The following is a 21,410-nucleotide window of genomic DNA, read 5'->3' on the forward strand; positions in this document are numbered from 1 at the left end:
GGACGCGATCACGATCCACGGCTGTCGTACTAGGCGATCACGCCGTTGCGAGGGCCTTGCGGATGCGCTTTTCTGAGACGGGGTACGGGGTGCCGAGAGTTTGGGCGAAGAGGCTGATCCGGAGCTCCTCGAGCATCCAACGGACCTCGAGCAGCTCCGGGCTCGGATACTTTCCGGTCGGTACTGCGTTCAGTCGGACGCGGTACTCGTCACCGAGCATCTGGATGATCGCCATTCCCGAGCGGTCCCGCATCGCGTTCGCGCCGATCTTGTCCAGCCGCTGCTCCATCCCGCGCAGATAGCGGACGAGATCCGGCAAGCGCTGGGCGCCGGTCTCGGTGATGAAGCCGGGATGAACCAGCCCTTCCAGTTGACCGCGGACGTCGGACAACGCCGCGAGCAGCGCCGGGCTCGAGGCCCGGGAGATCTGCTTGTCCACCGTGCGCGCATGCGACAGCACCTGCTCGACCTGCGTCAGGATCGTGAGCACGGTGTCCGCGAGATCCGACCGTACGGCGTCGCGCAGTACAGAGAAGGCGGTCAGGTTCCACGCCGGGCCGTTCGCCGCGGCCATCAGCTGGTCGACGGCCGCGGCGATCGCGTCGTCGAGCAGCTCCCCGACGTTGCGGTGCGGGCCTGCCATCAGCGTCATCTTCTGCTGGTTGGTCAGATTCCGCTGGACCACGTCGATCACCGGCGGCATCGTGAGCAACAGGAGCTTGCGGGTGCCCGTCCACATCGCGGCCGCCTGATCACGTTCGGTCTCCTGCAGCCGGATCGCGACGGTCTTGCCCTCGTCGACGAGCGCCGGGTAGCCGGCGACCGTCAGGCCGTTGCGGTGCTCGGAGAAGCTGCGCGGGAGGTCGCCGAAGGTCCAGTCGGTCAGACCGGACCGCTCCAGCCCGCTGACCGCCTTCGACGCGACCTGCGAGATCGCGGCCGTGGTCTTCGGTTTCAGCCGTTCCTTGAGCCTGGCCAGATCCTTGCTCTCGGCCACGGTCTTGCCCTTGTCGTCGACCACCCGGAACGTCATCCGCAGGTGTTCGGGCACCCGGCTCCAGTCCCAGTCGGACGGCTCGATGACCACGTCGCGGAGGTTGTGCAGCTCGCGGGCGAGGGCGTCGGTCAGCGGACCCGAGGCCGGATCGAGCCGGGGGAGGACCTGCCGGGCATGGTCCGGGGCGGGCACGATGTTCCGTCTGATTGCTTTCGGCAACGACTTGATCAGGGTCGTGACCAGCTCCTCGCGGAAGCCGGGCACACTCCACTCGAACCCGTCGGCGGAGACCTGGTTCAGCACCAGCAGCGGGAGGTGCACGGTCACACCGTCCGCGTCGGTGCCGGGCTCGAAGGCGTAGGTGAGGTCGAAGGTCATCCCGTTCTGCGTCCAGGTGAGCGGGAACTCCTCTTCCTTGACCTCAGCGCCTTCGCGGACCACCAGGGACCGCTCGAAGTCGAGCAGATCGGCGTCGCGCTGCCGGGCCTTCTTCCACCAGGTGTCGAAGTGGCGACCGGTGACGACCTCGCTGCCGATCCGCTCGTCGTAGAAGGCGAACAGGGTCTCGTCGTCGACCAGGAGGTCGCGTCGCCGGGTGCGTTCCTCCAGCTCCTCGACTTCCTCGATCAGCTTGCGGTTCTCGTGGAAAAACTTGTGGTGGGTGTCCCAGTCGCCCTCGACCAGCGCGTGCCGGATGAACAGCTCACGCGAGACTTCGGGGTCGACCTTGCCGTAGTTGACCTTGCGCCGCGCGACGATCGGTACGCCGTACAGGGTGACCTTCTCGTACGCCATCACCGCACCGGCTTTGCGTTCCCAGTGTGGTTCGGAGTACGTGCGTTTGATCAGGTGCTGGGCGATGTCCTCGGCCCACTCCGGCTCGATCTTCGCGTTGACGCGGGCCCACAGCCGGGACGTCTCGACCAGCTCGGCGGCCATCACGAACTGCGGTGGCTTCTTGAACAGGCCGGAGCCGGGGAAGATCGCGAACTTGGTGCCACGGGCACCGAGATACTGGTGCTGGTTCGCCGGGTCCTTCATGCCGAGGTGGGAGAGCAGACCCGACATCAGCGAGACGTGCACGCTTTGCGGGTCGGCCGCCTCGCCGCTGTTGAGGGTGACGCCGATCTGCGACGCGACCTGGCGGAGCTGGGCGAAGATGTCCTGCCACTCGCGGACCCGGAGATAGTTCAGGTACTCGCTGCGGCACATCCGGCGGAACTGGTTGCCGGACAGCTCCTTCTGCTGTTTCTTCAGGTAGTTCCAGAGGTTCAGGTAGCCGAGGAAGTCGCTGTTCGGGTCGCGGAACCGGGCGTGTGCCTGCTGCGCCTGAGCTTCGGCCTCGGTCGGGCGTTCGCGCGGGTCCTGGATCGACAGCGCGGCCGCGATCACCATCACCTCGCGGACACAGGCGTGTTTGTCCGCCTCGACGATCATCCGGGCGAGCCGCGGGTCGAGCGGGATCTGGGCGAGCTGGCGTCCCACCGGCGTGAGTCGGCGATGCCGCTCGCCGGCCTTCGCGGCCTCGATCGCACCGAGCTCGGTGAGCAGCTGCAGGCCGTCGGTGATGCTGCGCTTGTCCGGCTCGTCGATGAACGGGAACGCGGCGATGTCGCCGAGTCCGATCGACGTCATCTGCAGGATGACCGACGCCAGGTTCGTCCGCAGGATCTCCGGGTCGGTGAACTCGGGCCGGCTCTCGAAGTGCTCCTCGGAGTACAGCCGGATGCAGATACCGTCGCTGGTCCGGCCGCAGCGGCCCTTGCGCTGGTTCGCGCTCGCCTGCGAGACCGGCTCGATCGGCAGGTGCTGGACCTTGGTGCGATGGCTGTACCGCGAGATGCGCGCCGTACCGGGGTCGATCACGTACTTGATCCCGGGAACGGTCAGCGACGTCTCGGCCACGTTGGTCGCGAGCACGATCCGGCGACCGCTGTGCGGCTGGAAGACCCGGTGCTGCTCCGCATTCGAGAGCCGCGCGTACAGCGGCAGCACCTCGACGCCACCCGGCCGGCCGCGCTGCTGGGCGAACTTGTCGTTCAGCGCGTCCGCTGTATCGCGGATCTCGCGTTCGCCGCTCAGGAACACCAGTACGTCGCCGGACGCCTCGTACTCGAGCTCGTCGACGGCGTCCAGGATCGCCTGGGTCTGGTCGCGATCGATCGTGCTCGGGTCGTCCGGGTCGTTGATCGGGCGATACCGGGTCTCGACCGGGTAGGTCCGGCCGGACACCTCGACGATCGGCGCCGGTTCGCCCGTGCCGTCGCTGAAGTGCTCGGCGAACCGCTCGGGGTCGATCGTCGCCGAGGTGATGATCACCTTGAGGTCGGGACGGCGGGGGAGCAGCTGCTTGAGGTAGCCGAGGATGAAGTCGATGTTGAGGCTGCGCTCGTGCGCCTCGTCGATGATGAGGGTGTCGTAGCGGGTCAGATCGCGGTCGCGCTGCAGCTCGTTGAGCAGGATGCCGTCCGTCATCAGCTTCACCAGCGAACGGTCGCTCACCTTGTCGGTGAACCGGACCGCGAAGCCGATCGTCTCGCCCAGCTCGGTGCCGAGCTCCTCGGCGATCCGCTCGGCGACCGTCCGCGCCGCGAGCCGCCGCGGCTGCGTGTGCCCGATCATGCCCTGCACACCGCGCCCGAGCTCGAGACAGATCTTCGGGATCTGCGTCGTCTTCCCGGACCCCGTCTCACCCGCGATCACCACGACCTGGTGCTCTCGGATCGCGGCCGCGATGTCGTCCTTCAGCTGACTGACCGGCAGCTCTTCCGGATACGTGATCTCCGGTACGGCGAGCCGCCGCAACTCCACCCGCCGCTCAGCCTGCTCGAGCGCCCCGATCACACCGAGCAGCGCCTGCTCGCGCTTCCGGGCGTCCTTCGTCCCCCGAACCCGCTCCAGCCGCCGCCCGAGCTGCTCCCGGTCCTGAACCATCACCCCATCCAGCCGAGGCAACACCTCAGCGAGGGTCGGCCCAGCCGCCACGTCCGACCTACCAGGCTCGGCCTTGGCGACGCCCGGCGCACCAGGGTCGGTCTGACCGGCGCCCGGCGTACCAGGCTCGGCCTGCCCGGCGCCCGGCGTACCAGGGTCGGTTTGAGCGGCGCGCGGCGTACCGGAGGAAGGCTTACGGCGCCGCGGCCGCCGACGGCGCGCGGGGTCCTGGACGGGACCGGTGGCTGGGGTGGGACTCGACGACTCGGTCCGGGCATCAGGCATAACCACACCAGTTTAGGCGCCCGGCCCTAGTCGCTCACCTGGGTTTAGTCCCGGGTGGACGGGGCCTTGACGGCGAGGACGGGGACGGGGGATTCGAGGAGGACTCGTTGGGCGGTGCTGCCGAGGATGAGTTTGCCGACGGGACTGCGGCGGCGCAGGCCCAGGACGATGAGGATGACGTCGTCGGCGGCGGCTGCTTTGAGGAGTTCGCCGGCGACGTCGCCGCTGGAGGCGGCCTGCTGGATCGTCACCTCGACGCCGCGTTCGCGCAGGCCGGCCTCGGCGGCGGCCAACTCGTCGGCGTTGGCGTAGCGGGCGTCGATGTAGGCGTCGCCGCGGCTGGTGTTGAGCAGCAGCACGGACGCACCACGCAGTTCCGCCTCGGTGGCCGCGGCGGCCAGTGCGGCCTCGCCCTCAGGAGTTGGCACATAGCCGACCAGGATCTTCACACCCCCTACTCTCCCATCAGTCGTCCTCGCCGAAGGTCAGGCGGTCGCGCGTGGGCTGGGTACCGCGGATCCGGGCGATGATCCGGGGCAGGTACGGCACGAACAGGGCGAGCACGGTCAGGATGATGATGATCAGGCTGAGCGGGCGGGTGAAGAACACGCTCACGTCACCGTTGGAGATGACCAGCGCTCGGCGGAACTGCTCCTCCATCGCCGGCCCGAGGATGACCCCCAGGATCACCGGCGCGATCGGGAAGTCCAGCTTCCGCATGAAGAACCCGACCACGCCGATCACCAGCGCCATGAGCACCTCGTAGCCGGACCCCGACAGCGAGTACACGCCGAGACACGCGAACACGAGGATCCCGGCGTACAGCAGCGGCCGCGGCACCTTCAGCACCTGGACCCAGATCTGGATCAGCGGCAGGTTCATGATCAGCAGGATCAGGTTGCCGATGTAGAGAGACGCGATCAGCGTCCACACCAGCGTGCTCTGGTCCTCGAACAGCTGCGGCCCCGGTTGCACGTTGAAGATCTGGAACGCGGCCAGGTCAGCAGCGGAACCAGGACCCCGGAGAACGACGCGTTGTTCGCCGCTTCCGGCCCGGCCACCCCCTCGATGGCGCCGTCCCCGAACTCGTCGCGGCCCTTCTTGCGCGCCCGCCGCCGCTCGATCGAGTACGACAGGAACGTCGGCACCTCGGCACCGCCGGACGGGATCGCGCCGAACGGGAACCCGAGCGCGGTACCCCGCAACCACGGCGCCCACGACCGTCCCCAGTCCGACCTGTTCAGGTACCCGGTCCGCAGCCGCCCTCGCTCCAGTACGGCGGGACGCTCGGGAGTGGACCGCAATTTCGATGCCACATGCAACGTCTCACCGATGGCGAACAGACCGACGATCACGATCACCACGTCGACACCGTCCAGCAACCGCAACGAGCCGAACGTGTACCGCGGCGCACCGGACAGACTGTCCAGCCCGATCACCCCGATGAACAACCCGACCGTCAGCGACAGCAGACCGCGCACCAGCGAGTGTCCGACCAGCGCCGTCACCGCGACCATCGCCAGCAGCGTGATCGCGAAGTAATCGGTCGCCTGGAAGTGACTGGCCAGGCTGCCGATCGGCTTCGCGACGAAGGTCAGCAGCACGGTCGAGATCGTCCCGGCCACGAACGACCCGCGGTTAGGGTCGGAGGCATGACTGAAGGCGACGGGGTCCGCAGTGTGCATCGGGCGCTGGATCTGCTCGAGCGGTTCGACGACGAGCATCCGACCTGGACGCTGGCTGCGCTGACGCACGCGAGCGGCCTGCCGAAGACGACCGTGTTGCGCCTCGTCACCACCCTCGAGCAGCGCGGCCTGGTCGCGGCGATCGGGCCAGGAAAGTACGCGATCGGTCCGGGCTTCCTGCGCTGGTCGCGGTTGAGCAGCTCGAGTATGGAGATCCCGCCGGCCGTCCGCGCCGCGATGGGGAAGCTCTCCGCCGACACCGGCGAGACAGCGAACCTCTACATCCGCGTCGGCCGTGCGCGCGTCTGCCTGGCCCAGGCGCAGGGCACGCTCAGCGTTCGGCACACGATCGCGGTCGGCTCGTCCCTGCCGCTGTGGGGTGGCGCCGCGGCGAAGGTGCTGCTGACCGATCCGCCGGTGCTCGGGACCGATCCGTCGGTCATCGAGGAGCTCGCGCTGGAGGCGCCGCGCCCGGTCGGCTTCGCCAAGAAGCTCCGCGCCGCCGTCACCGAAGCGGCCGCCCGTGGTTTCGCCATCAGCCATGGTGAGCGCGAGTTGGGTGCGTCAGGTGTCGCGGCGCCGGTGCGACGGTCCGACGGCCGAGTGGTCGCCGCGATCGCGATCGGTGGTCCGAGCACCCGCTTCAGCGACGACCGGCTGCCGGCGTACGTGAACGCCGTACGGCGGTGTGCCGACACCATCTCCGCGACCGGGTGGAGCGGCTTCAGTGCAACCTGATGCCGATCTCCTCGCCGGGGTGCGGGTGCTCGATCTGACCAACCTGCTGGCGGGACCGTTCGCCGGCTATCAACTGGCGCTGATGGGCGCTGACGTGATCAAGGTCGAGGTGCCCGGGACCGGCGATCTGGCCCGCAGCCTCGGCGCTGATCCGGCCCTGTCCGCGGACGGTCTCGGCATCTCCTTCCTCGCCCAGAACTCGGCCAAGCGGTCCATCACCCTCGACCTGAAGCACGCTCGCGGGCGCGAGGTGTTCGAGCGGCTGGTCGGCGAGGCCGACCTACTGCTGGAGAACTTCCGTCCCGGCGTGCTCGCGCGGCTCGGCTTCCCGGTCGAGGTGCTCCGCGCGCTGAACCCGGGGCTCGTGTATTGCGCGGTGTCCGGGTTCGGCCAGACCGGACCGATGCGGGGACGGCCGGCGTACGACCAGATCATCCAGGGGCTGTCCGGGATCATGAGCGTGACCGGGGCGCCCGACAGCGCGCCGACCCGGACCGGCTTCCCGATCGCCGACACCCTCGGCGGGTACGCCGCCGCGTTCGCGATCTCGGCCGCGTTGGTCAAACGCGCCCGTACCGGCGACGGCAGCTATCTGGACGTGTCGATGCTGGAGACCGCGGTCGCGGCGACGGCAACGATCTACGCCGAGCTCGGACTGCCGGCCGAACTGGCCCGCGGCCTGTTCGTCCTGTCCCGCTCGGTTGGTCTGCTCGCGCACGCACATGAACAGCAACAGGAGGGGACCCGGATCAAGGGTCCGATCCCGAAGGGCGTCATCCCGACCTACACCGGCCACCCGCCGCGTTCACTCGCTTGACTCTCACACCAGTGTGAGGGGTTAGCGTCGGGTGCATGGTTGAGCTGCAAGTCGTCCTGCCTGACGAGTCCGCGACGATGCCGCCGGAGCGCTTGACCGAGCTCGCGGTTGCCGCGGAGGAGCTCGGCTTCGGCACGGCGTGGTTACCCGATCATCTGCTGCCACCGGGGGAGTTCGGTCCGACCTACGGCGGGGTGTACGAGCCGCTGGTGACGATCGGATTCCTGGCCGCACGGACGAGGCGGATCCGGTTCGGTACGTCGGTGCTGGTGCTGCCGATGCGCAGCCCGTACGTCGTCGCCAAACAAGCCGCGACCCTGCACCGGCTCTCCGGCGAGCGGGTCCTCCTCGGCATCGGCGCCGGGTGGGCGGAAGCCGAGTTCGCCGCGGTCGGTGCGTCGTACTCCGATCGCGGCCGGCGGACGGACGAGAGCCTCGAGATCATCCGCGGTCTGTTCGCCGGCGAGGACCGCGGCGGCGTCTTCGAACCGAAGCTGCGTGCTCCGCTCCCGATCATGATCGGCGGCACGACGGGTCCAGCGCTGCGCCGGGTCGCCCGCTACGGCGACGAGTGGCAGGGCCTGAACCTGGACGGCCCGGCCTTCGCCGCGGCAGTCGCGAGAATCCGCGCAGAGGCCGTCCGCCCCGTCAAAGTAGGCACCCGCCTCCATTGGCCGGCCGGCGACTTGAATCCAACGCTTGCCCAAGCCAACGAACTGATCGATGCCGGCGCCGAAACCCTCGCCTTCTCCTTCGGAGACGAGGAAGGATGTCTCAACCGCATGACAATCCTCGCCGAGGCGCTCATCAGGTAAGGGTGAGCCCTGTCGCGCTCGTGACAGGTTGCGCACGATGGTCTTGAGCCTGGGGGCGTCAGCAGGCAGGGGGAACAGTCATGAAACACACGCGCGTCCTTGGTACGGCGGCAGCGACGTTGGCGCTGCTCGTCGGCACCTCCGTCCCGGCACAGGCCGACTTCGGCTCCGGGACCCTCGGAAACTGGCCGGCCATGTCACACGCGATCGTGGGCAACTGGAACACCGCCGAGGTCGGCATCATCGGGGACTCCATCACCACTCGCTGCTACAGATCGCTTGTGCCGCTGGTGGCGGCGCAAGGCGAGTCGCTCGCGGTCAACTACTGGTCCGGCCGGCCGACGGCACCGACCGTCGACTGGCTGCTGAGCCGGCCGACACTGCCCAGGGTGCTGGTGGTGCAATCAGGGTCGAACGACATCTTCGATCCACGCCCGGTCAGTGCCCAGATCGCCCGTTTGAAGGCGCGCATCCCAGCGGGGACGACGCTGCTCTGGGTCGATGTTCAGGTCTCCCGTACCCGCTATCCCGCGGCCGTGCAGGTGGCCGACCAGCGGAACTCGATGTGGGTGAACAACCAGGTGCGGGAGAATCTCCCGAAGTCCCAGATCATCCCGTGGTCGTGGTGGTTCTCCTCGAATCCGGGCCGCCTCCCGTACTACCTCCAGGACGGCGTCCACCCGTGGGCCGCGGCAGGCACCGGCCACGGCAACGGTTGCGCGTTCTGGGCGTCGGTGGTGATGTCGGTCGCCGGGCCGGTGATCCAGTGAGACTCACGGGGGAGTGAGTTTGCTGCGCAATACCTTGCCGGTTGCGTTGCGGGGGAACTCGTCGAGGACGACGATCTGGCGGGGCGTCTTGTAGCGGGCGAGGTTCGCCTTGACGTGGTCGAGTAGTTCGTCCTCGGTGGCTGGTTCGCGTAGGACGACGTAGGCGATCAGCCGCTGGCCGAATTCTTCGTCCGGTACGCCGACGACCGCTGCCTCCGCGACCGCGGGGTGACTCGCGAGGCAGGTCTCGATCTCGACCGGGTACACGTTCTCGCCGCCGGAGACGATCATGTCGTCCTCGCGTCCGTCGACGAACAGCCGGCCGGCCCGGTCCAGGTGCCCGAGGTCGCCGGTGCTCATCCGCCCGTCCACGACCGTCTTGGACGAACCGTCGGAGTACCCGCCGAACACCAGCCCGCCGCCGGCGAAGATCCGCCCGGTCTGGCCGACCGGCAGCGGTCGATCCTGGTCGTCGAGGATCCGGACCGTGCTGCCGAGACACGGCCGGCCGACGGTCCCCGGCGCCGCGATCAGGTCAGCGGAGGTGGCGATCGTGGCGATGCCGATCTCGCTGGAGCCGTACGCGTCGCACAGCACCGGGCCGAACTGCGCGATGAACCGCTCGGCCAGCGGCGCGCCCAGGGTCGACGCGCCGGAGATCACCGCGCGGAGCGAGCGGAGGTCGTGTTGCGCGATCTCAGCCGGGCCCAGGTCGAGCATGCGGCGCAGCATGACCGGTACGGCGACGATCGAGCCGGCGCGGGTCTGTTCGATCTGAGTCATTACGGCGCGGGCGTCGTACCGGCGGGAGAGGACGAGCGGCGATCCCAGGAAGAGCGCGAGCATCGAGGTGAGGAGACCGAGGCCGTGGAACAGCGGCGGGCAGATCACCATCGGCTCACCCGACCGCAGCCCGAATCGGTTGAGCGCACTCGCCGTCAGGCCGGCCAGGCCGAGCGCCGTCGGCACTCGCGGCGCGGCTTTCGGCGTACCCGTCGTACCGGAGGTGAGGATCGTGATGTGTCCGGGCGTCTCGGGCTTCGGCGCCTCAGCGGCCTTCGAATCCGCGAGCTCGTCGAGCTCGATGACGGTCGGGACGTCCGCCTGTGGGCTGAACTCCGCGTCGTGGATGAGCAGGTCCGGCTTGTGCCGCTCCAGGACCGCCTTCAGTTGCGGGGGAGCGAACTCGGTGTTCACGAACAGGACGTCCGCGCCGATCCGCGAGGCCGACAGCGTCGCCTCCAGGAAGCCGCGATGGTTCCGGCACAGCACGGCGACCTTGCTTCCGGCAACGATCCCGTGGTCGGCATGCAGGGCGGCGGCGATCCGTTCACAGCGGCGGTCGAGTTCGGCGTACGTCGTACTGCCGTCCTCGTCGATCACCGCGGGACGATCCGGGAACCTGATCGCGGCGACCGCACCGAGCGCGGCCATCGACTGACCCCAGTGGCGCAGCGCCCGCTCGATACCGACCAGGTGCGACGGCCGGGCCGGGCGCCAGACGCCGGACTTGATCAGCGCGACCGACACACCACTGACCTCGGCCGCTGCCTGCACCAGCCAGTCCGGCGGTCGCATCGGTCCGATCGGTCGCGGGGTTCTCACGAGTCTTCGTCTCCTGTGGTCCGTTTGCGCTTGGAGCTGATCCGGAAGTACTGCTCCAATAGCCGATCGGTCGGGATCCGAAACAGGTTGCCGAGCAATTCGGCCGGCCGGACCATCGGGGGCGTGATGTTGTGGGTCCTGTCGGCGATCGCCGTACACACCTGATCTGCCGCCTGCTCCGGCGTCAGCCCCGGCATCTTGTTCAGCAGCGGCGTCGGCTCGCTCATCCGCGTGTGCACAAGCCCCATGTAGACCGTCGACACGGTCACCCCGTCCCCGCGAATCTCCTGCGCGACACACCGCAGCCAGACGTCGAACGCGCTCTTCGAAGCCAGGTACGCCGACCAGCGCGCCATTGGTGGAGTTCGTACGCCGGCCGTCGACACGTTCACGATGTGGCCGGAGCCGCGTTTCCGCATCGACGGCAGCAACTCGAGCACCAGCTTCGCCGGCCCGAGATAGTTGATCGCGTTCGTCCGCTCGATGTCGTGGAACCGCTGATACGAGTCCGCGATCGACCGCCGGATCGACCGCCCCGCATTACTCACCAGCACATCAACTCGCCCGTGCTCCTCCAACACAGTCCGCACGAGCCCCTCAACCGCCACCGGATCAGACAGATTCACGGCATACACATCTGCTTCCCCACCCGCCGCCCGAATCTCCCCGGCCACCTCCTCCAACCGCTCCGCAGTCCGAGCCACCAACAACACCCGCGCCCCAGCCCCACCCAACCGCCGCGCCGTAGCCTCCCCAATCCCATACGACGCCCCCGTCACCAACACCACCCGACCACCCACAACAGCCGCCAGCCGCTCATCCCCAACCCGCCGCCGCCCCTGCACAACAGCAACCAGCAACCCCCACCCAACACCCCGCCGCCCACTCACCATGCCCCGACATTACCCGCAGGTAGCCCCCGCAGTCAGCCCGTAACCACAGCACACCCCCTCAATCACCACGCGGCACCCGCTCCGCCGCACCGGCCGGCGAAGGCAGGTAGGCCAACACCGAACCGTGGCGACAGCCCAAGCCGCCTAGCCAACCTCGGCGATCAACCAACGCCGGACAGCCAACCGCGGCGGCCAACCCACGCCGGAAACCAAACCCGGGGTGCACAACCCGAGCCGGCGAGCCAACCGCGGCGGCCAGCCCACGCCGGCAACTGAACCGCGGCGGTCAACCCGAACCGGAAGCAGACCGCGGCGGCCAGCCCACGCCGGCAACCAAACCCGCGGCGATCAACCCCCGCCGGAAAGCCAACCGCGGCGCCCAACCCCAGCCGCCGAGCGAAGCGAAGGCGCCAGGGGGTGCGGGTGGCGGAGCCCCCGCTCGCGGCGAGCGCAGCGACGCCGCACAAACGACGAAGGCGACCCGCTCCGCGCTCTCCGCAGGCACGAGTCGCCCATCGCCTTCGTGGACGATACTGGGATCGAACCAGTGACCTCTTCCGTGTCAGGGAAGCGCGCTACCGCTGCGCCAATCGTCCAAACGGTACAGAAACCTGTTGTGAGGGTTTCGAGGTGGAGACGGGATTCGAACCCGTGTACACGGCTTTGCAGGCCGTTGCCTCGCCTCTCGGCCACTCCACCAGTGAGAAGAAAGCTGGCCTGCCGAACCCTCTCCGAGCGGACGACCGGGTTCGAACCGGCGACCTCAACCTTGGCAAGGTTGCGCTCTACCAACTGAGCTACGTCCGCATCGCTCCGGCGGGGTGTTTCCGCTCGGTGCGAGAGCAGAACAGTAGCGCACTTTTCGCGTCTGCAAAAACCAGATTCCGGGGTGTCGCGATCCGGACCGCTCCAGCGTGATTTTCACCCCACCCGCAACACCAGTCCCACGCGTCGTCCCACCCCGATCACCTCGCGACCGGGCATGTCGTCGTACGGCGGCAACCTCTGACGGAGCAGGCGATCGCCGCCGCCGTACGCGCGACTTGTCAGGCCTCGAGAGGGGAGATGTCGACGTCTTCCAGGTAGTCGGAGTTGCCGAGGAGCTCGATGGTCGTGATGCGGCCGTCGGTGATGGTGAAGTTGAAGACGACCTGAGGTTCGCCTCGCTGCGACCAGACCGCGCCGGCCAGGCCGTCGACCAGGCTGAGCCTCGCTGCCTGCGCCCGGCCGGAGAACGTCTCGGCGACGGCCGTCGCGCCGCGCACCAATGCGGTCGCGCCGCGCGCCACGACCGCCTCGTCGGCGCGCAGCACCACGCCGGGATCGAGCATCTCCAGCAGCGCCTCGAAGTCGCCGCCCCGCGACGCGGCCAGGAACGCGGTGACGATCTCCCTTTGCCGGCTCGAGTCGACCTCGGGCGGTTCCGGCGTACCTTGCACCCGCCGCCGGGCCCGGCTCGCCAGCTGCCGCGCGGCCGCGGGCGACTTGCCCACGATCGGCGCGATGTCCTCGAACGGTACGGCGAACATGTCGTGCAGCACGAACGCCAACCGCTCGGCCGGCGTCAACGTCTCCAGTACGACGAGCAGCGCGAGACCGACCGAATCCGCCTGCACCGCTTCGAGTTCAGGATCGGGTATGTCGACATCGGCGAGCACAGGGGAGTGGTCGCCGACCGGCTGCTCGGGATGCCCGCGCCGCAACCGCAGCATGTCCAGGCAGATCCGCCCGACCACGGTGGTGAGCCAGCCGCCCAGGTTCTCGATCGTGTCGGTGTCGGAGCGGCTCAGCCGGATCCAGGCCTCCTGGACGGCGTCCTCGGCTTCGGGCGCGGAGCCTAGGATCCGGTACGCGACCGCGCGGAGGTGCTCGCGGTTCTCCTCGAACCGGACCGCCAGCCAGTCGTGCTCACTCATCTCCACCACGTCCCTCTCCACCTGTCACGTTTCCGGCCCGCCGCCGTCATGGGTGTGACGCACAATCCGCCGTACATGTGACACTGCTGCCCCGTACCCCCAGAGGAGTTCACCATGACAGAGCCGGCCCGCCCGCTGTCTGTACGCAAGCAGGACACGCTCCGTCGTCTCCGGGACGACGTCGATCTCTGGGTCGCGACCGCGTCGGCGGACGGCACGCCGTATCTGATGCCTCTGTCCTTCCTTTGGGACGACAAGACCCTGCTCCTGTCGACGGCCGGCAGCAACCCCACCGCGCGGAACCTGCGGGCGAACCCCACCCTCCAGCTGACCCTCGGCCACACCCGAGACGTCGTCCACATCGAGGCCACCGCCGAGACCCTGCAACCGGACGAGATCAGCGAATCCGAAGGCGATGCCTTCGCCGAAAAGGCCGGCTTCGACCCTCGCCCATTGCCCGGCTATCTCTTCTTCCGCGTGACGCCGACGAAGATCCAGGCCTGGCGCGAGGTCAACGAGCTGAAGGACCGCGTTCTCCTGCGCGACGGCGCCTGGCTCGTCTGATCGTTCGGGCTGTCACCAGAGGAAGGCGAGCTCCGCCAGAGTGATGTGCGGCCTGTCGGCCAGCCACTCGTCGAAGCAGGCTCGCAAGTCGGCCTCGGAGCCGGCGAGTCCGACCACGGTTGTGTCGGTCGGCGCAGCCGCGTGATCGTGTTCCGGACCCGGCGTACCGTGCGAGCACTCCGAGCACATCAACCGAATCCCCGACCAGTCATCGAGCCCAAGCCCCCTGGGCCCGATGATGTCGGCCAGAGCCGCCAGGTCGTCGGGCTCCGCGCCCAGCAGCTGCGCCTGCCAGGTGGGCAGGCCGGACTCGTCGAGACGGGCGAGTTCGTCGAAAACCGACACCTCCTGGTCGTCGAGCCGTCGCTGCCCTTTGGGTTCGCCATCGTGCAGCACCACATCCCGGAAGCGATGCCCGGACTCCGGTAGCGGAACACTCGAGATCACCGCATGAGCCGGACTCCGCCGCCAGCACCACACCACCTCGGCGTCACCGAACTCCGGTGAGACCTGATGCGGCAGACTCGGCCGATCCGGGTTCAGTCGTACGGGCGTCAGACCGAAGTCACCGTCGATCGGCTCGGACCCGGCCCCGACACCGTCGATCCCGTACGCCGCCCAGGCCTGCCGAGCAGTCGCCCAGTCACCGAGAGCCGTCGCCGCGATCCCCAAGTTCCACGCGGCCGGATTCACACCGTCGAACTCGCCGGCAACCCGCGACGTGAACAGCTCGACGGCCCGCCGATTCCGCGCCGCCGACTCCGCCCACTCACCCCGAGCCTTCGAGTACAGCCCTGCCTCGAACCAAGCCTTGAACGACTTGGGCGCAACCTCCACCATCTCCCGCGCCAACCGCCCGGCCCCCTCGACATCCCCAACCCGGTCAGCCTCGACCCACTCTCCCCAAACAACCCGAGCCGACCGCCCACCACCCCGCCCCAAAAGACCCATCCACCCATTCTGCCGCCACACGGGTCTAGGCCTTTCACGGCACGAGGCGCGCCTGTGCCTCGGCTCGTTGGGCCCGTTTGGCGGATCGGGTTTCGACAGTGGGCAGGATGATCGCCATGGTCGACGCCCCGAGTGATGTCCCCGCATTCCAGGACCTGCTTGCCACTCAACCGCGCGTGACCGATTTGGTCCTCGCGCCCGACGGAACGCGCTTGATCGCGTCTGTGCAGACGATCAACGCTGAGGGAACCAGGTACGTTTCGGGGCTCTGGGAGGTGGATCCGTCCGGCGAGCGCGAGACCCGCTTCGTGGTCGGGTCCGTCCCGGGTGACTTCGCACCGGCGTTCGACGCCAGCGGCACGCTGCTGTTCCTCTCCGGCCGCGAGAAGGCCGACCCCACTGGCACAAGTGGTGACACCCTGGGTACGGCGCTGTGGGCGCTGGCCGGGCGCGGCGAGGCCGAGCCGATCGCGCACCACCCTGGGGGCATATCCGCCTTCACCGTCGCCAAGGGCGCCAGCACTGTCGCCTACACCGCTGCCTTGCTGCCCGGCGCCGCGGATGCCGAGACACACGCCGAACTTCGCCAGGCCCGCCAGCACGCCATGGTCAACGCGGTCCTGTACGAGGCGAGCCCGACCCGTGCCTGGGGCAACGACCTCGGCCCTGACGAACCGCACACCTTCGTCCTCCGCTCCGACGGTGGTGCGGTCAACGCCGGCGGCCAGGGCCTCGCGGGCGGGGACGTGGCGCTGTCGCCGGATGGATCGCTGGTGGCCTACACGCGGGCCGCGACCGGCCGCGCCCCGGACACGAATGTCGTGGTGGTCGCCGACGCGGCCACTGGTGCAGAGCGCCGTACGCTCTCGCGGCCTGGCAACCAGTACCACCGCCTGGCCTTCACCGCCGATGGCACGAGGTTGGTCTGCCAGCGCCAGCGGGAGGAGACCTATGACACCGAGTGGAGGGTCACGCTGGTCGCGTTCGACCTGGCCTCCGGTGAAGAGACCGATCTCCTGCCGGAGTTCGACAACTGGCCATGGCCGGGGCGGGCCGTCCTCTCACCGATCCCCGGGGACGACACACTGTGGTTCACCGGCGACGAGCGAGGCCACTGCCCGATCTTCCGCCGCGACGCGGACGGCACGGTCACCCGCCTGACCGCCTCCGGCGCCTACGCCTCGCTGTGCGTGGCGCCCGATGGGTTCGCCCTCTACGCGCTGCGCAGCACGATCGACAGCCCGCCCCGAGTGGTCAGGCTGGACGCCACCACGGCCGATCAACAACCCACCGCCCTCAAGACCCCCGGGGATCTCGGATCGCTTCACGGCACCCTGACCGAGGTGCACGCCGAGGCGGACGACGGCTTCCCGTTGCGTGCCTGGCTCGCTCTTCCTGCGGACGTCTCGGTCGAGCGCCCTGCACCGCTGATCGTCGTCCCGCACGGCGGACCGCAGGGGTCCTGGAGCGCCTGGACCTGGTCGTGGAACCCATGGCCGTTCGCCGCTCGCGGCTACGCGGTGCTGCTACCGGACCCGGCGCTGTCCACCGGCTACGGGCAACGCATGCAAGAACGCGGCCGCGGCCAGTACGGCGGCCAGCCCTACCGTGACGTCATCGCGCTGACGGACGCGGCGCTGGCACGCGACGACCTCGACCCGACCCGGACGGCGCTGGCCGGCTGGTCGTACGGCGGCTATCTGGCCAACCGGACCGCGACCCGCACCGACCGCTTCAAGGCGATCGTCTCGCACGCCGGCATGTGGAACCTGGAGGCGTTCCAGACCGACACGGACCTGCACGCGTACTTCCGGAAGATCCTCGGCGACCCCCGGACGCAGCGCGAACGCTACGACGCCAACTCACCACACCTCGACGCGGCGAAGGTGACGACGCCAATGCTGATCGTGCACAGCGGCAAGGACTACCGAACCCCGGTAGGCCAGGCACTCGAACTACACAACGACCTCCACCGCCTCGACGTACCCGTCAAGTTCCTGTACTTCCCCGACGAGCGCCACGCCATCGGAGCGCCCAACCATCTCCGGCTCCTGTACGAGACGGTCCTGAACTTCCTCGACCACCACGTCCTCGACCAGCCCTGGAAGCGCCCCACCCTGCTCTGACCGACCTGGCGACACGGTCAGGCGTGATTGCTGTTGGCGCAGGTCGGCCGCTGAGTTTGGGAAGGAGAGTCAATGACTCTGCGAGCGGTACCTGGCACTCTCACAGCGCATCTGGGTCGTTCGAGTTGACGTCGGAGAACCCCAGGCGTGCCGAGAACATGATCTACGCCCCGCGGAGGACCCGGTCGCCGAGGTCCGAGCGGCGGTAGAGGATTGAGCGGCCGTGCCGAGCCGAGATGAGCAGGCCGGCCGCGCGCAGTGCGCGCAGGTGCTGGTTGACGGCGCTCGGCGTGACGTCGAGGCGCACGGCGAGCTCGGTCGACGACGTCGGCGTCTCGAGCAGCCTCAGCAGCTGGGCACGGACACGGCCGATCAGGCCCACCAGGGCGGTCGGCGGCGTAGTCGTCTCGGTCTCCCACAGCGTTCCGAGACCGCGTGCCGGGTACATGATGTGCGGCGGCTCCTCGGGAGAGATCGGCACCGATCCGCGCCGGCTGAAGAGCGAGGGAGTGAGCGTCAGGCCGCGACCGGCGGTCGAGGTGCGGTAGGAGTAGTCGCTGCGCAGACGAATCCGGAGGACGGTGTCGTCGAGGCGTACATGTGGGTCGATCCCTGCGAACATCGCCGCGAGACCGGCTTGCGCCGTGACCCGGCCGCGGTAGACGACGTCGGCCTCGAGCACTGTCCGCATCCGCGCCCAGTACGGCTCGAAACAGGCCTCCCAGTAGTCCCGCAGCGCTGCCAGCACACGATCGAGCACCTTGTCCGGCCGACCCCGAAGTACCGGCGGGAGCATGGCCGGATGGATCTCCGCCAGATCCGCGCGTACGACGCCGGCCGGCGTGCCCGTGAGCGCCGCCAACTCGTCGTCGATCCGGCCGAGCGGTGTGTAAGGCCGCGGAGTGAGGAAGTCCGGCGTCCACAGTGACTCGTTCGTCAACGCGCCGAGCAGTTCCAGGTCGAGGCCGGCACGCGACGGCCCGGTGGCCCGCAGCCAGGGCAGTTGAAGCGGGAATCGGCCGGGGTCGCGCAGGGTCCGCAGGGAGAGGACCAACTCGTTCAGCGGCGAGATCGCGAAACGAACTTCGCCGAGGTCGTTGCCCGCGAGCTCGTACTCGATCATGAAGGAATACCCTACATCTCTGGTATCGGCGGACCTCCGGATGCCACAACTGTCAGGTGCCTGAACTCCTCCGCGATCCCCTCGAGCGCGCACTCGCCTCCGCCGTGGCCGCGATGTCGCTGTCCCGTGGAATGTTCTTCGCCGTCAGCGCCCTGTACTTCACCCGCGGCGTCGGCCTGTCTCCCGCCGTCGTCGGGATCGGTCTCACCCTCGCCGGAGGGGTCGGCGTCCTGGCGTCGTACGTCGGTGGGCGACTGAGCGACCGATGGGGTGCCGATCGGCTCCAGCAGTGGGCGCTGGCCGCGAACGGAGCCTCGCTGCTGGCGTACTCCCTCGCCGGCGACGTCGTCAGTTTCGTCCTGGTCGCGGCCTGCGTCTCCGCCACCCGCGGCCTGCAGAGCACCGCCCAGATGACGATGCTCGCCCGTTGGTACGTCGGCCCGGAGCGGGTCGCTGTCCGCGCCCGGCTGCGGGTGGTGATGAATGTCCTCATCGGCATCGGCACCCTGCTCGCGGGACTGGCGCTGATGGCCGACACCACAATGGCCTACCGCCTGACGGTGGTACTCGTCGGCGCGATCACGATCCTCGGCACGGTCCCACTGATTGGCCTGCGCCGCAGGGTCGCCGGGCTGGCTGCACGGATGGACGCCTCCGGTAGCGCCGAGGCGTCACGCGGACGCTCGCCCCTACGGGATCGCACGTACGTCGCCTCGACAGTCCTCAACGCCGTACTCGCGGTCCACTTCGGGCTGACAACGGTCGGGGTCCCGCTGTGGGTGGCAGACCACACCGACGCGCCGACCATCGTCGTATCCGCGCTCCTGCTCGTGAACACCGCCTACGTAGCGCTCTTCCAGGTCCGTGCCTCCCGCGGCACCCAGAACCTGCGCACCGCTGGGCGGTCAGTACGCCGAGCGGGCCTGCTTCTGCTCACCGCCTGCCTGCTCTTCGCCTTGGCGGGCCATCTCGGCGCCGCGGCCGCAATCGCCGTCCTGTTCCTCGCCGCCCTCGCCTCCTCCGCAGCCGAGACGCAGGGCGAAGCAGGAGGCTGGGGCATGGCCTTCGAACTCGCCGACCCCACTCGCGCCGGCGCCTACCAAGGCCTCAGCCAAACCGGCAACGCACTCGCACTGATGCTCGGCCCCGCCGTCGTCACCACAACCGCGATCGACCACGGCACGCCAGGTTGGATCGCGCTCGGCACACTCTTCGCAGCCACCGGCACCGCCACCGCGGTCGTCGCGAACCACGCCGCCACACACAGGGACCAGCGCAACACACCCGTCGGGCCTCTCCCGCCTGAACTTGATGCCACAGTCGCCCCGCGCGGTCGTGGTGACCAGAACTGACACACTTTCGTTCGCGGGGCGCCAAGTGTTTGCCGTGGCCGAGTGGCAGCTGACCGAAGCGATCTGTTGGGTCCGCGTGGGCTGGTCTTCACATGCGAAAGGCCGGTCCGCGGACCGGCCTCTTCGGGAGCGTGGGCGATACTGGGTTCGAACCAGTGACCTCTTCGGTGTGAACGAAGCGCGCTACCACTGCGCCAATCGCCCGCTCTGGTGGTGCTGGTGTTGCTTTGTGGTGCCTTGCGGGTGAAACCATAGCGCATCATTCAGCGACGATCTAATCCGGCCGGGCTACTCTTGCTGCAAGACGGAGACCCCGTCGCGTTGGAGACGTGATTGTGACTTTCTCGCACGACACCGAGCAGGCGCTCGGCACGCTGGTCCGGCTGGTGAACACGCTGCCCGGGCCGAACAGCCAGGTCGACACGATGGATTCGCTCGAGGATCTGGAGAAGTTCGTCCAGGAGCGCGAGTTCAGTGCGGTCGGCACGCTGACGGAGAAGGATCTGTCCGAGGTCCGTGAGTTGCGGCCGTTGTTCTCGCCGGTGTTCACCACGGAATCCGATGCCACGGCGGCGGCGATGATCAACGCGATCGTCGCCCGCGGTACGACGACGCCGCGGTTGACGAACCACGACGGGCACCCGTGGCACATCCACTACTCGCGTGACGGCGCGTCGCTGGCGTGCCGGATCACGGTCGAGTGCGGGATCGCGCTTGCCCAGGTGATCTCGGCCGGCGAACGTGAACGGCTCCGCCGCTGTGAGGCCCCGGACTGTGACGACGCTCTGATCGACCTGTCCCGCAACCGCTCGAAGCGCTACTGCGACGCCCGTACCTGCGGCAACCGCTTGCACGTCGCCGCCTACCGCGAACGCCGCAAGGCCTCAGGCGAATAACGGCCTCGGACAGCTCTCCGCAGCAGGATGCGGAGAGCTGTTCTACTGATGCCGCGAACAACAGTTCCGCGGGCTGTTCGGCCGCGTGCGAACGGGTTACGGGTCGAGGTCTTCGGCGGAGCGGGTCGCGAAGATGCGGGCGACCTCGGTGGTGATCGGGCCGGGGGCGGGGAGGTCTCGGTCGTCCACGCGATGGATGGCTTGGACGTCGCGGGTGGTCGACGTGAGGAAGACCTCGTCAGCCTCGAAGAGGCGTTCCAGCGGTACGTCGCGCTCCACGCCACCGAACCAGGCGAGGACCAGGGCACGGGTGACACCGGCGAGAGCGCCCGACTCGAGGGTCGGTGTGACGAGCTCGCCGTCGTACACGCAGAAGATGTTCGAACCGGTGCCCTCACAGAGATTGCCGACCGTGTTGGCGAAGATCGCCTCGCTGCCGCCGCGTTCCTTCGCATAGGCGAGCGCTCGGACGTTCTCGGCGTACGACGTCGTCTTGAGACCGGCGACCGCGCTGCGTTCGTTGCGGACCCACGGGACCGTCACGATCGCCGACGTCGGTCCGGGCTGCTGGATCGCCTGGGACGCGACCACGATCGTCGGGCCGGACGTACCGCGATCGGACGACAACGGTGAGACACCACCCGTGTACGTGATTCGCAGCCGGCCGAACCGGATGTCCGGGTCGGCCTTCACCACCGCCGCGATGCCTTCCTCGACGCGCGCGACCTCCGGCTCCGGCAGACCGAGACCGACCGCGGACCGGACCAGCCGCTCCAGATGCTTGGTGACCGCGAACGGTCGCCCGTCGACGATCTTGATCGTCTCGAACACCCCGTCGCCCGTCGTCAGCCCGTGATCGAGTGGCGAGACGACCGCCAGGTCGTCCTGCAGGGTGCCGTTCAGCCAGATACGCATTGGTGCTCCTTCCGCAGAACACCTTAGT

At 68.7% G+C, this 21,410-nt stretch carries 16 protein-coding genes, 4 tRNA genes and 1 pseudogene; 8 read left to right on the forward strand and 13 right to left on the reverse strand.

Going from position 1 to position 21,410, the window contains the following annotated elements; all coding sequences use genetic code 11:
* Positions 1 to 37 precede the first annotated feature (37 nt).
* The 3 genes and pseudogenes from hrpA to ACGFIF_RS06250 form a co-directional block, all read right to left on the reverse strand.
* The gene (gene hrpA, locus ACGFIF_RS06240) at positions 38 to 4,216 is read right to left on the reverse strand and encodes an ATP-dependent RNA helicase HrpA (RefSeq protein WP_393152019.1); all 4,179 of its coding nucleotides are present in this window, start codon (positions 4,214 to 4,216) and stop codon (positions 38 to 40) included.
* Between the two features lie 44 nt (positions 4,217 to 4,260).
* Entirely contained in the window at positions 4,261 to 4,665 is a 405-nt protein-coding gene (locus tag ACGFIF_RS06245; RefSeq protein ID WP_393152021.1) for a universal stress protein, read from the reverse strand.
* 16 nt (positions 4,666 to 4,681) lie between these two features.
* Positions 4,682 to 5,940: pseudogene (locus ACGFIF_RS06250) on the reverse strand (tripartite tricarboxylate transporter permease).
* Between ACGFIF_RS06250 and ACGFIF_RS06255 the strand changes: the two are divergent.
* From ACGFIF_RS06255 to ACGFIF_RS06270, 4 genes are all read left to right on the forward strand, one after another.
* Positions 5,869 to 6,639: an IclR family transcriptional regulator gene (locus ACGFIF_RS06255; RefSeq protein ID WP_393152023.1), complete on the forward strand. Its 771-nt coding sequence runs from the start codon at positions 5,869 to 5,871 to the stop codon at positions 6,637 to 6,639. The pseudogene ACGFIF_RS06250 and the gene ACGFIF_RS06255 overlap by 72 nt on opposite strands.
* Positions 6,629 to 7,456 carry a CoA transferase gene (locus ACGFIF_RS06260; protein ID WP_393152025.1) on the forward strand — a complete coding sequence of 276 codons (828 nt, stop codon included), beginning with the start codon at positions 6,629 to 6,631 and terminating at the stop codon, positions 7,454 to 7,456. Before ACGFIF_RS06255 ends, ACGFIF_RS06260 begins: the two co-directional genes overlap by 11 nt.
* Before the next feature lie 35 nt (positions 7,457 to 7,491).
* Positions 7,492 to 8,271, forward strand: a complete 780-nt coding sequence (locus ACGFIF_RS06265; RefSeq protein WP_393152027.1) for an LLM class flavin-dependent oxidoreductase — start codon at positions 7,492 to 7,494, stop codon at positions 8,269 to 8,271.
* A gap of 80 nt (positions 8,272 to 8,351) precedes the next feature.
* A complete protein-coding gene (locus tag ACGFIF_RS06270; RefSeq protein WP_393152029.1) occupies positions 8,352 to 9,041 on the forward strand; it encodes an SGNH/GDSL hydrolase family protein in 690 nt (229 codons plus the stop codon).
* A 3-nt stretch (positions 9,042 to 9,044) separates the two neighbouring features.
* Here ACGFIF_RS06270 and ACGFIF_RS06275 read toward each other — a convergent pair whose 3' ends face one another.
* From ACGFIF_RS06275 to ACGFIF_RS06300, 6 genes are all read right to left on the reverse strand, one after another.
* Entirely contained in the window at positions 9,045 to 10,646 is a 1,602-nt protein-coding gene (locus ACGFIF_RS06275; protein WP_393152030.1) for an AMP-binding protein, read from the reverse strand.
* Entirely contained in the window at positions 10,643 to 11,539 is an 897-nt protein-coding gene (locus ACGFIF_RS06280; RefSeq protein WP_393152032.1) for an SDR family NAD(P)-dependent oxidoreductase, read from the reverse strand. Before ACGFIF_RS06280 ends, ACGFIF_RS06275 begins: the two co-directional genes overlap by 4 nt.
* Positions 11,540 to 12,063: 524 nt before the next feature.
* Positions 12,064 to 12,135 (reverse strand) — tRNA-Val (locus tag ACGFIF_RS06285).
* 32 nt (positions 12,136 to 12,167) lie between these two features.
* Positions 12,168 to 12,238, reverse strand: a tRNA-Cys gene (locus ACGFIF_RS06290).
* Positions 12,239 to 12,273: 35 nt separating this feature from the next.
* Positions 12,274 to 12,346 (reverse strand) — tRNA-Gly (locus ACGFIF_RS06295).
* 239 nt (positions 12,347 to 12,585) lie between these two features.
* Positions 12,586 to 13,455, reverse strand: coding sequence for a sigma-70 family RNA polymerase sigma factor (locus ACGFIF_RS06300; protein WP_393152034.1), 870 nt, complete (start codon positions 13,453 to 13,455; stop codon positions 12,586 to 12,588).
* Positions 13,456 to 13,569: 114 nt separating this feature from the next.
* On the opposite strand from ACGFIF_RS06300, the gene ACGFIF_RS06305 reads away from it, so the two are divergent.
* Positions 13,570 to 14,019, forward strand: a complete 450-nt coding sequence (locus ACGFIF_RS06305; RefSeq protein ID WP_393152036.1) for a pyridoxamine 5'-phosphate oxidase family protein — start codon at positions 13,570 to 13,572, stop codon at positions 14,017 to 14,019.
* 12 nt (positions 14,020 to 14,031) lie between these two features.
* On the opposite strand, the gene ACGFIF_RS06310 is transcribed toward ACGFIF_RS06305, so the two are convergent.
* Positions 14,032 to 14,859, reverse strand: coding sequence for a hypothetical protein (locus ACGFIF_RS06310; protein WP_393152037.1), 828 nt, complete (start codon positions 14,857 to 14,859; stop codon positions 14,032 to 14,034).
* A gap of 218 nt (positions 14,860 to 15,077) precedes the next feature.
* Here ACGFIF_RS06310 and ACGFIF_RS06315 point away from each other — a divergent pair, with 218 nt between their 5' ends.
* Positions 15,078 to 17,096: an alpha/beta fold hydrolase gene (locus tag ACGFIF_RS06315; RefSeq protein WP_393152038.1), complete on the forward strand. Its 2,019-nt coding sequence runs from the start codon at positions 15,078 to 15,080 to the stop codon at positions 17,094 to 17,096.
* A gap of 163 nt (positions 17,097 to 17,259) precedes the next feature.
* Here ACGFIF_RS06315 and ACGFIF_RS06320 read toward each other — a convergent pair whose 3' ends face one another.
* Positions 17,260 to 18,219: a DUF5937 family protein gene (locus tag ACGFIF_RS06320; protein WP_393152040.1), complete on the reverse strand. Its 960-nt coding sequence runs from the start codon at positions 18,217 to 18,219 to the stop codon at positions 17,260 to 17,262.
* Positions 18,220 to 18,275: 56 nt separating this feature from the next.
* On the opposite strand from ACGFIF_RS06320, the gene ACGFIF_RS06325 reads away from it, so the two are divergent.
* Entirely contained in the window at positions 18,276 to 19,571 is a 1,296-nt protein-coding gene (locus ACGFIF_RS06325) for an MFS transporter (RefSeq protein ID WP_393152042.1), read from the forward strand.
* A 132-nt stretch (positions 19,572 to 19,703) separates the two neighbouring features.
* Here ACGFIF_RS06325 and ACGFIF_RS06330 read toward each other — a convergent pair.
* A tRNA-Val gene (locus ACGFIF_RS06330) sits at positions 19,704 to 19,775 on the reverse strand.
* Positions 19,776 to 19,906: 131 nt separating this feature from the next.
* On the opposite strand from ACGFIF_RS06330, the gene ACGFIF_RS06335 reads away from it, so the two are divergent.
* Complete coding sequence (locus tag ACGFIF_RS06335) at positions 19,907 to 20,467, forward strand: CGNR zinc finger domain-containing protein (protein WP_132214242.1); 561 nt, start codon at positions 19,907 to 19,909, stop codon at positions 20,465 to 20,467.
* A 96-nt stretch (positions 20,468 to 20,563) separates the two neighbouring features.
* Here the strand turns inward: ACGFIF_RS06335 and ACGFIF_RS06340 are convergent, their stop codons facing one another.
* On the reverse strand, positions 20,564 to 21,382 hold the full coding sequence (locus tag ACGFIF_RS06340) for an aminotransferase class IV (protein ID WP_393152044.1): 819 nt from the start codon (positions 21,380 to 21,382) through the stop codon (positions 20,564 to 20,566).
* Between the last annotated feature and the right edge of the window lie 28 nt (positions 21,383 to 21,410).

Source organism: Kribbella sp. NPDC049174, from assembly GCF_043197365.1.
Lineage (GTDB): Bacteria > Actinomycetota > Actinomycetes > Propionibacteriales > Kribbellaceae > Kribbella.

Coding starts and splice junctions, on each gene's coding strand:
- ACGFIF_RS06320 (WP_393152040.1), bottom strand. CDS start 18,219: ATGATCGAGTACGAGCTCGCGGGCAACGACCTCGGCGAAGTTCGTTTC.
- ACGFIF_RS06265 (WP_393152027.1), top strand. CDS start 7,492: ATGGTTGAGCTGCAAGTCGTCCTGCCTGACGAGTCCGCGACGATGCCG.
- ACGFIF_RS06340 (WP_393152044.1), bottom strand. CDS start 21,382: ATGCGTATCTGGCTGAACGGCACCCTGCAGGACGACCTGGCGGTCGTC.
- ACGFIF_RS06305 (WP_393152036.1), top strand. CDS start 13,570: ATGACAGAGCCGGCCCGCCCGCTGTCTGTACGCAAGCAGGACACGCTC.
- ACGFIF_RS06270 (WP_393152029.1), top strand. CDS start 8,352: ATGAAACACACGCGCGTCCTTGGTACGGCGGCAGCGACGTTGGCGCTG.
- hrpA (WP_393152019.1), bottom strand. CDS start 4,216: ATGCCTGATGCCCGGACCGAGTCGTCGAGTCCCACCCCAGCCACCGGT.
- ACGFIF_RS06255 (WP_393152023.1), top strand. CDS start 5,869: ATGACTGAAGGCGACGGGGTCCGCAGTGTGCATCGGGCGCTGGATCTG.
- ACGFIF_RS06315 (WP_393152038.1), top strand. CDS start 15,078: ATGATCGCCATGGTCGACGCCCCGAGTGATGTCCCCGCATTCCAGGAC.
- ACGFIF_RS06310 (WP_393152037.1), bottom strand. CDS start 14,859: ATGGTGGAGGTTGCGCCCAAGTCGTTCAAGGCTTGGTTCGAGGCAGGG.
- ACGFIF_RS06280 (WP_393152032.1), bottom strand. CDS start 11,539: ATGGTGAGTGGGCGGCGGGGTGTTGGGTGGGGGTTGCTGGTTGCTGTT.
- ACGFIF_RS06300 (WP_393152034.1), bottom strand. CDS start 13,455: ATGAGTGAGCACGACTGGCTGGCGGTCCGGTTCGAGGAGAACCGCGAG.